This window comes from Pseudorhodobacter sp. E13, assembly GCF_003991405.1.
In the GTDB taxonomy this organism is placed as follows: Bacteria; Pseudomonadota; Alphaproteobacteria; order Rhodobacterales; family Rhodobacteraceae; genus Pseudorhodobacter.
Genome location: NZ_RPEN01000117.1, coordinates 1 through 6054, shown reverse-complemented (window position 1 = coordinate 6054; position 6054 = coordinate 1). Strand labels below are relative to the sequence as shown.

Here is a 6054-nt window from a genome sequence, read left to right as displayed (position 1 = left end):
GGCCGTCCTCAACCCTTTCGGCCTCGTCGAGGATGGAAAGGATCAGTTCAACCCGCTCGACTACATCCGGCCCCACGAGCTGGCGCGCGACGTGGCCCTGGTTGCGGACGGCTTGGTCAAACCGGAACAAGGCGACGGGGCACATTTTTCGGAAATGGCCCGCCAGCTGGTCGCGGCGGCGATCGAAGTGATCGTGACCCAGGAAGAACCAAACCGGCGCAACCTGATCGCCGTGGCTGATCTTCTGTTATCTGCGAACCTCGACAGCACACTTGAGGCTTGGTCAGAAAACAAGGACCTCGTTGGCCACCGCCCTGCCCAAACCGCCGCCACGATCCTGCGCGCGGGTGACAGAGAACGTGGGTCGATTCAGACGGCGGTCTCGAAAGCTTTTGAGTGGATGCAGTCCGACAACATGCGCCACTTCCTTGCCGGGTCGAGTTTCCGCATGGAGGACTTGCTCGATGACCAGGTCGATCTCTTTATCGCGGTCCCTCTCGACCAAGTGGACAAGCAGGCGGTGTTCATGCGCCTCTTCATCAACCTCGTCCTGGGCACGGTCGTACGTCAGGACGGGCGGCGCAAGGTCAAGGCTCCGATCCTGCTGGTTCTCGATGAATTTGTGCGGATGGGCCGCATGGAGCAGATCATGAACATCGCCAACGTCGCCGCAGGGGCCGGTGTTGAAGCGCTGTTCGTCACCCAGGACACGGGTCAGGTCGAAAAGGCCTATGGGCCAAACGACGCCCGCTCGATCTTCGGTTCCTGCATCACCAAGCGCGTCTTCAACCTCAACGACATCGAAACTGCCGAATGGGCAGCGCGCCACCTCGGGGAAAGCACCGTTTATTCTCAGCAAATTCGAGAGGGCAAAGCCTCGAACGAGGGCCGGGATTTTTCCTATTCGGAGCAGCGTCAGAAGCTCATGACTGCTGAGCAGATCACCGGCATGAAGGCCGATGATCTTTTGCTGTTGGTGGGCAATCGCAGCCCGCTTAAGGCCAAACAGAATGTGTATTTTAAGAGCAAGATCTACCGTGGAAGGTTCGATCAGAACCCCTTGAACTGAGGCACGTTTAGCTGCTTTTCGGGCGCATTCTTAGTTGCGAGCACTTCTCCATGTGTTTGGGTTCGGAAAGCCACTGCTGAAATGATGGGAAATTTTGTAGTGTTAAATATGTGTTATATAAGGTGTTACGCTGTGGATAAGTGTTATTAGGGCTATGAATTAATTAGGCTTTTAGAAGTGGCCTGTGTGTAGAGTCACGATAAAGCGTGTGTAAAGACACGAAGGAACGTGTGTAAAGACACGAAAGTTCTGTGCCTGTGTGTGAAATCACGAAAGGGCTTGACCGTGTGTGTGAAATCACGAAACATAGGCCATGGTGTGTGAAATCACGAAAGACGGCGACCGCTCCCCCTTGCTGCCAGATCGGCAGGAACAAGGCGACTTTTTTGTATGCGATATCTTTGATGCCGCACCTAAGGGTGACATGGCTTCGATGGCGCATCCGATTTTCTCGCTTTCTACAAAACCAGATCACCGAGTGCGGCGATACGAAGATGGGACGGGGCGAAACTATCTCGAAGTGAAACCTTCATCCGATGGTCTGGCAACGATCCACGATCGCGATGTGCTGATCTACTGCATCAGTCAAATTATGGCAGCTATCAACAAAGGTCAGAAGGTTTCAAAAATCGTTCGCCTGAAGGCGTTCGATCTTCTGAAAGCAACGAACCGGCCATCCGATGGGCGTGGATATAGCGGCCTTCGAAGCGCCCTCGCCCGGCTGCAAGGGACACAGATTGAGACGAACATCGTGACCGGCGATGTCGAGCAATTGGATATTTTCAGCATCATCGACCGCGCTCGTATCGTACGTGAAACCCGCGATGGTCGAATGCAGGAGATCGAGGTGCAGCTCTCAGATTGGGTGTTCAACGCGATCCAAGCGCATGAAGTTTTGACCCTCCACCGGAACTATTTCCGGCTGCGTAAGCCATTAGAGCGGCGCATCTATGAGATCGCCCGCAAGCACTGTGGCTCGAAGAAAGAGTGGAAAATCAGTCTTTCTGCTTTGCAAGACAAGTGCGGATCGGCTTCGACCTCTCGCGAGTTTAAGCGGCTGGTCGGCAACATTGTCGCTCAAGATGAGGCGTACAATCACATGCCGGACTATTCAGTCCGGTTAGACGAAAACATGGTCGTATTTGTAAACCGTCACGCGGAAAAGCCGCAAGCTCTGGCGGCTCCATCCGGGGCGATCCGTTTGAGCCCTGACGTTTATCAGGAAGCTCGTAAGGTTGCGCCGGGATGGGATATCTACACGCTAGAGCAAGAATGGCGCGACTGGATGGCCGACGGTGGTCTTGATGCACCGGCCAATCCGGACCGGGCGTTCTTAGGGTTCTGCCGAAAAATCTTTGAGAAACGCGGCAACCCTTAGTCGCTTCTACCCTTCTGTTCTTCAAGCAACAACTCCAAGCCCTGCCAAAGGGTAAGATCGCGCGTCGAACAAAAAGCCCGAAAATCATCTACTACGCGCTTCGGGCCAGGTATCGAAACTTTGTCCTGCGGCTCTTTGCGTTTGGGACCAGGTTTAAGGCGCGTTGTGGGCTCCCTGTTGACGAAGCCAAGATCGGCACCGGCCTTGACGGCCTCGCTTAATGAGCTGCCATCGACCTTTGGTCGAGCCTTGGGCGCTGGTGTTGTCTTGGGCAGGTCGATCCCGCCTGAGAAGCCGTATTTCCCGCTCATGCCACTTGCTCCTTGGTAAGGGTTGCAATGACGGTTTGTGCGTAGTCGCGGGCATTCTCGATGGCTCCGGTCACCTGCTTCATGGCCTTATCGGATACAGACGCGGTTTTGCCCTGCATTTCTTGCGTCACGATGTCAGGCAGCTCTGACAAGAGCACACCGTCCCGGAAGATGCGGGTGTAAGGCGCGCGCTTGGCGATCCGAACGGGTAGCGTCGGGATGTTGTTGATCTCCATTTCTTGCCGCACGTCGCGCTCATCCGTGGTCTGGAACGCGGCGTTGGTGCGAGTGAACAAGAGGGCGTAGTTGATTTGCGCGCGGATCATGTTCGCTGTGGTTTGTACCAAGCGAACCGCTTGCGCGGCTTGCCGGGCTTCCATAGGCGAGCCATCGAGCGGGATGATGCACAAATCTGTCCGCGATAGCGCGAAAGTGACGATCTGATCCTTCGACCCTTCAAGGTCGATAATGAGATAGTCAGCCTCATCGGATAGGCTGTCGATGAGCTCGACCGTCTCTTCGGCCTGCGGTCGTGCATGAACTGTGAAAGGAACGTCTCTACCCTCGGCTTCGCGCGTCTGGCCCCATGCAAGGATGTTGGCGTTCGGGTCCAGATCGAGAATCGCAACGCGACCGCCAGAAATAGCGATCTGTTCAGCCAAGAGCATGGCGGACGTGGTTTTCCCCGAGCCGCCTTTCGGGTTTGCGAAGGTGATTACATACATGGCGGTAGATTGCCTGCGTTTAACTCTAACGTCAACTATGTCGTTAACATTATTTATAGATTTAACTTTAACGACATAGTTAGAGTTAACTTTGAGGATGCTTTGAGACGTTCGACCTCGTCACATTTAGGTCGTTCAACCCTACGGGTTTTCAGTAATGGAACCGCAGTTGCGCAATCTCTAGGCTTTGGCCATCGCCAGCTCCACTGACCCGGTAGACCATTCGATCTTCCTGAGAAATTCGCCGGGACCACCAGCCAGTCAAATCGCCCTTCAAAGGTTCCGGCTTGCCGGTTCCCTTGAAGGGGGTCCGCTTGCACTGCTTGATCAGCTCGTTGATCCGGTCACGTACCTTGTCGTTGGTGCTGACCCAGTACTGATAATCTTCCCAGGCCTGATTGGAAAAAACCAGCTTCACTCGGACAGCTCACGCTCTTCGCCAGTTCCAGCATCGAGTTGCGCGATCGACGCGCGCAAGCGGGATGCGTTTTTAGGTGTGGACAAGAGGTGTAATGTCTCGTTGACGGCGTTCCAGGTTTCCAGGGAAACGACGACGACAGACTCGCCTTTCTTGCGCGTCACGACAACTTCTTGCTTGTCATGGATCGCACGATCCATGACGCCCTTCAGCTGAGCGCGTGCGTCTGAGTAGGTCATAACATCCATGTCGACTCTCCTTGTTGCCGCAACCTTATATGTACAACATTAAGTACAAGTAAAGAGGTTGCGCCAAACAAAGGGTCACATTGACGCGAAGCTCACGCCCCCATGCAAGCTTTTGGTTGATAGCTCGCATGGGATGATAACGGATCCCATGCGTCGGTCTCGTTTGATTTCTATAGTGGCGCATCACGTTATGCAGACACATAGGACCGTACCAAATTGATCTACACGTAAGCGTCTTGCCGCCCGAAATGCGTGACGAGCATGTAGTAGACGACCGCGCGATACTTGTTCCGGTTCGATCGTCCATACCGTTCGATCACGGCATCGATGCCCTCGTCGAGCCCGGTGCCGTCCATGAGACCGAGCTTGCCCATGAGGAAGTTCTTCTTGATCCGGTCAAGTTCGGCGGCATCGGAGGCCGATACCGTCGACGCGTCGTCCTTGTAGATGCTCGGCCCGCAGCCGATCGTGACCTTCTCAAGCAGTGCCATATCTGCTCTGACGCCGCATTTCGTCTCAAGGTCGGTGGCGTATTTCTTGATCAGTTCGTCGCGTTTGCCCATGGTCTTGCCTCCTGTGGTTCTAACTTGCATGTCGTTGTCTATAGGTGTCCGACCTGCACCCTATTTTTTCAGGGCGTTCAGTACGATGCCTAAAACTCCCGTGAGTGCCGCACCGCCCCCGACGCCACCGACCGCATCTCCGAGCAAACCTCCCATGGCGCCTGAACTGGTCGGATCGGCACCAGTCGCCCCACCGAGAAGGGAGCCTAGAATTGTTCCGCCCGCGAGCCCACCTATGCCACCGCTAAGGAGCTTCGGGAGTTGGCCCATGGCCGCCGTCTTGAGGGCTGCGCCAACGGCTTGGCCGCCAACGACTCCGGTGATCACCTGGACTATGATTGGTAGAGCTGATTCCATCGAGTTTCTCCGTGTGCTGGGGATATGGGCTTCGGTTCGTTCGCTAGCAGTCCTCTGCTATTTCTTAAGCGCGTCCCGAATCTCCATCAGGATGTCGAGTTCGGTCGGTCCTGTCGGTTCCTCCCGCGCGGCCTCTTCCTTCTTCATTGTCGCGTCTTTCACGCGGTTGACCATCTTGACCAACAGAAACACCACGAAGGCGATGATCGCAAAGTTGATGCAAGCGGTGATGAAGGCGCCATAGGCGAAGACCGCGGCCCCAGTTTCCCGTGCTGTCTCTAGACCGACGCCCTCCGGGACTTGGCCGCTAAGAACTGCGTACATGCTGGTGAAATCGACGCCGCCGAGGACGAGGCCGATAATTGGATTGAGCAGGTCAGCGACTAGCGAGGTAACGATCGCGGTGAAGGCTGCGCCAATGATGATCCCCACGGCCATGTCCATGACATTGCCCTTTGCGATGAAGTCGCGAAATTCCTTGATCATTCCCTGTCTCTCCCATTCATCTTCATCTGGGCACCGTTCCCATTGCTGTTTAGCTTTCGTTGGATCCTCTTCAAAGTCAACAGATTGGCGTGCTCCCTTTTTGGGACGGGTTTCGTGCGAGGTCGCAGGCGCAACCCGTGATGTAGGGGGCGAGTACCGCTGTCGTCGAAATTTTGGGCGCTGCGCTCTATTCGCCCATGTTCACCAGTGCGATCGGCAACATGCGTGACTTTGCTCTCGCCTTGGCTAGTCGTCCTGCTGGCCGCACTGGGAGTGCATAGCGCTGACACAGTTGTCGTAAAGCGGACTCGGGCGAAGTTGGCGGGAATTTTGGCATCGCAGCGAGCAGCAACTTGGGACAAGTCCGCTTCCATTCTTATGCGAGCTATTTGCTAAAAGCTCGCATGAGACCTCTGTCGAGATTCCCAACAAAATAAGGGAAAACCGGCACATCCAGAGATCAACGGGTTTCCACATGCGAGGTTTAGGGTCATATTGC

The 6054-nt window shown here is 55.2% G+C and carries 8 protein-coding genes; 2 read left to right on the top strand and 6 right to left on the bottom strand.

Annotation, left to right across the window (positions count from 1 at the left end):
* Positions 1–1069 (top strand): type IV secretory system conjugative DNA transfer family protein (locus EGN72_RS19375; RefSeq protein ID WP_233586974.1); only part of this gene is annotated, 1069 nt, incomplete at its 5' end.
* A 313-nt stretch (positions 1070–1382) separates the two neighbouring features.
* A complete protein-coding gene (locus tag EGN72_RS00600) occupies positions 1383–2447 on the top strand; it encodes a replication initiator protein A (RefSeq protein ID WP_127044731.1) in 1065 nt (354 codons plus the stop codon).
* On the opposite strand, the gene EGN72_RS00595 is transcribed toward EGN72_RS00600, so the two are convergent.
* The 6 genes from EGN72_RS00595 to mscL all read right to left on the bottom strand — a co-directional run bounded on the left by EGN72_RS00595 (position 2444) and on the right by mscL (position 5555).
* Positions 2444–2758 carry a hypothetical protein gene (locus tag EGN72_RS00595; RefSeq protein ID WP_127044730.1) on the bottom strand — a complete coding sequence of 105 codons (315 nt, stop codon included), beginning with the start codon at positions 2756–2758 and terminating at the stop codon, positions 2444–2446. The two genes, EGN72_RS00600 and EGN72_RS00595, sit on opposite strands and share 4 nt — an antisense overlap.
* The gene (locus EGN72_RS00590) at positions 2755–3483 is read right to left on the bottom strand and encodes a ParA family protein (RefSeq protein WP_127044729.1); all 729 of its coding nucleotides are present in this window, start codon (positions 3481–3483) and stop codon (positions 2755–2757) included. Before EGN72_RS00590 ends, EGN72_RS00595 begins: the two co-directional genes overlap by 4 nt.
* A gap of 151 nt (positions 3484–3634) precedes the next feature.
* Entirely contained in the window at positions 3635–3901 is a 267-nt protein-coding gene (locus tag EGN72_RS00585) for a Txe/YoeB family addiction module toxin (protein WP_127044728.1), read from the bottom strand.
* The gene (locus EGN72_RS00580; RefSeq protein WP_127044727.1) at positions 3898–4149 is read right to left on the bottom strand and encodes a type II toxin-antitoxin system Phd/YefM family antitoxin; all 252 of its coding nucleotides are present in this window, start codon (positions 4147–4149) and stop codon (positions 3898–3900) included. The genes EGN72_RS00585 and EGN72_RS00580 overlap by 4 nt, the downstream gene beginning before the upstream one ends.
* A 221-nt stretch (positions 4150–4370) precedes the next feature.
* Entirely contained in the window at positions 4371–4712 is a 342-nt protein-coding gene (locus tag EGN72_RS00575) for a DUF2853 family protein (protein ID WP_127044726.1), read from the bottom strand.
* Positions 4713–5126: 414 nt separating this feature from the next.
* Positions 5127–5555 carry a large conductance mechanosensitive channel protein MscL gene (gene mscL / locus EGN72_RS00565; RefSeq protein WP_127044724.1) on the bottom strand — a complete coding sequence of 143 codons (429 nt, stop codon included), beginning with the start codon at positions 5553–5555 and terminating at the stop codon, positions 5127–5129.
* Positions 5556–6054: the final 499 nt, after the last annotated feature.